Raw genomic sequence first — 1,018 nt, 5'->3', positions numbered from 1 at the left:
CCGTATCCCTCCGGGGGTACGGCCCACGGCCTTTTCCAGCGAGGCAGGCCCGCCGAGGAGTTCGGCGCCCGGGCCGTGGCCGGCGTACGGGGAGACGGCGGGGTCACTGGGAACCAGGCACCGTTCTGTCGCAGGGCACGACCGCATAGCCCGGCACGGACGGCCATCGAACCGTCAGAACCACCGACTCCTCCTCCGCGAACCATGAGTGATCGACTCCGCGCCCCCACACGACGTAGTCACCCTGCTTCTCCAGCAGGACGTCACGGCCCGGCAGTTCGACGCGGAAGCGGCCACTGATGAGAACCAGGAGAGCCGTGCGTTCCTCGCCCCTCACCCACTGCGATCGCCTGTCGGCACGGGGGTGGACGCCCCACTTGATCTCCACGGCTTCGCTGTGGCGCGGGTCGTCGGCGTCCTTGAAGTGCCCGAGGAGCCATCCTCGGTCCAGTGCCGCGTCCTTGCCCGCGTTGCCCACGTACACGCTGTCGTTCACGCGGGGGAACGCTAGCAGCGCCGGCCGGTGCCGGAACACCGCGTGGTGGATGGAGCGGGGCGGGCGCCCGAGCCCGACAGCGCCCAGCGCGCGGGGCGGGCGCCGGAGCCGGTCTCGGCGGTGCGGCCGCTACTGCCGGTGCGGCGCCTCGGGGGAACGGGGTCGCCCGGTCTCAGCGGAGCAAGGGCCGTGCCCTCCCCGCCCAGTACTCGTCCGCCGTGATGCCCAGCAGGACCACGTCGTGGTACGCGCCCGCGAAGTACTCGTGCTGGCGCAGGCGGCCCTCCTCCACGAAGCCGAGTCCGCGGTAGAGGGCCAGGGAGGCGTCGTTGAAGGCGTAGACCTCCACCTCGCACTTGTGGCAGCGCTGTTCGGCGAACATGTAGGTGAGGATCAGTTCGGTGGCCTCGGCGGCGTAGCCCTGGCGGCGGTGTTCCCGGGTGACCTCGATGCCTGTACGGAAGCGGCCCGCCCGGGCGTCCGTCTCGCCCACCGACACCGCGCCGACGAAGGCGTGCTCGA

At 71.6% G+C, this 1,018-nt stretch carries 2 protein-coding genes; both read right to left on the bottom strand.

Annotation, left to right across the window (positions count from 1 at the left end):
- Positions 1 to 103: 103 nt before the first annotated feature.
- Positions 104 to 496 carry a cupin domain-containing protein gene (locus ACZ7HQ_RS45990; protein ID WP_030583701.1) on the bottom strand — a complete coding sequence of 131 codons (393 nt, stop codon included), beginning with the start codon at positions 494 to 496 and terminating at the stop codon, positions 104 to 106.
- A 172-nt stretch (positions 497 to 668) separates the two neighbouring features.
- Positions 669 to 1,018: GNAT family N-acetyltransferase (locus ACZ7HQ_RS45985; protein WP_471003739.1), on the bottom strand; the 350-nt coding region annotated here is incomplete at its 5' end.

The sequence above is a fragment of the Streptomyces sp. NPDC037290 genome (assembly GCF_055603245.1).
The sequence above is the reverse complement of the archived record's forward strand: the minus strand, read 5'-3'. Positions and strand labels throughout refer to the sequence as shown.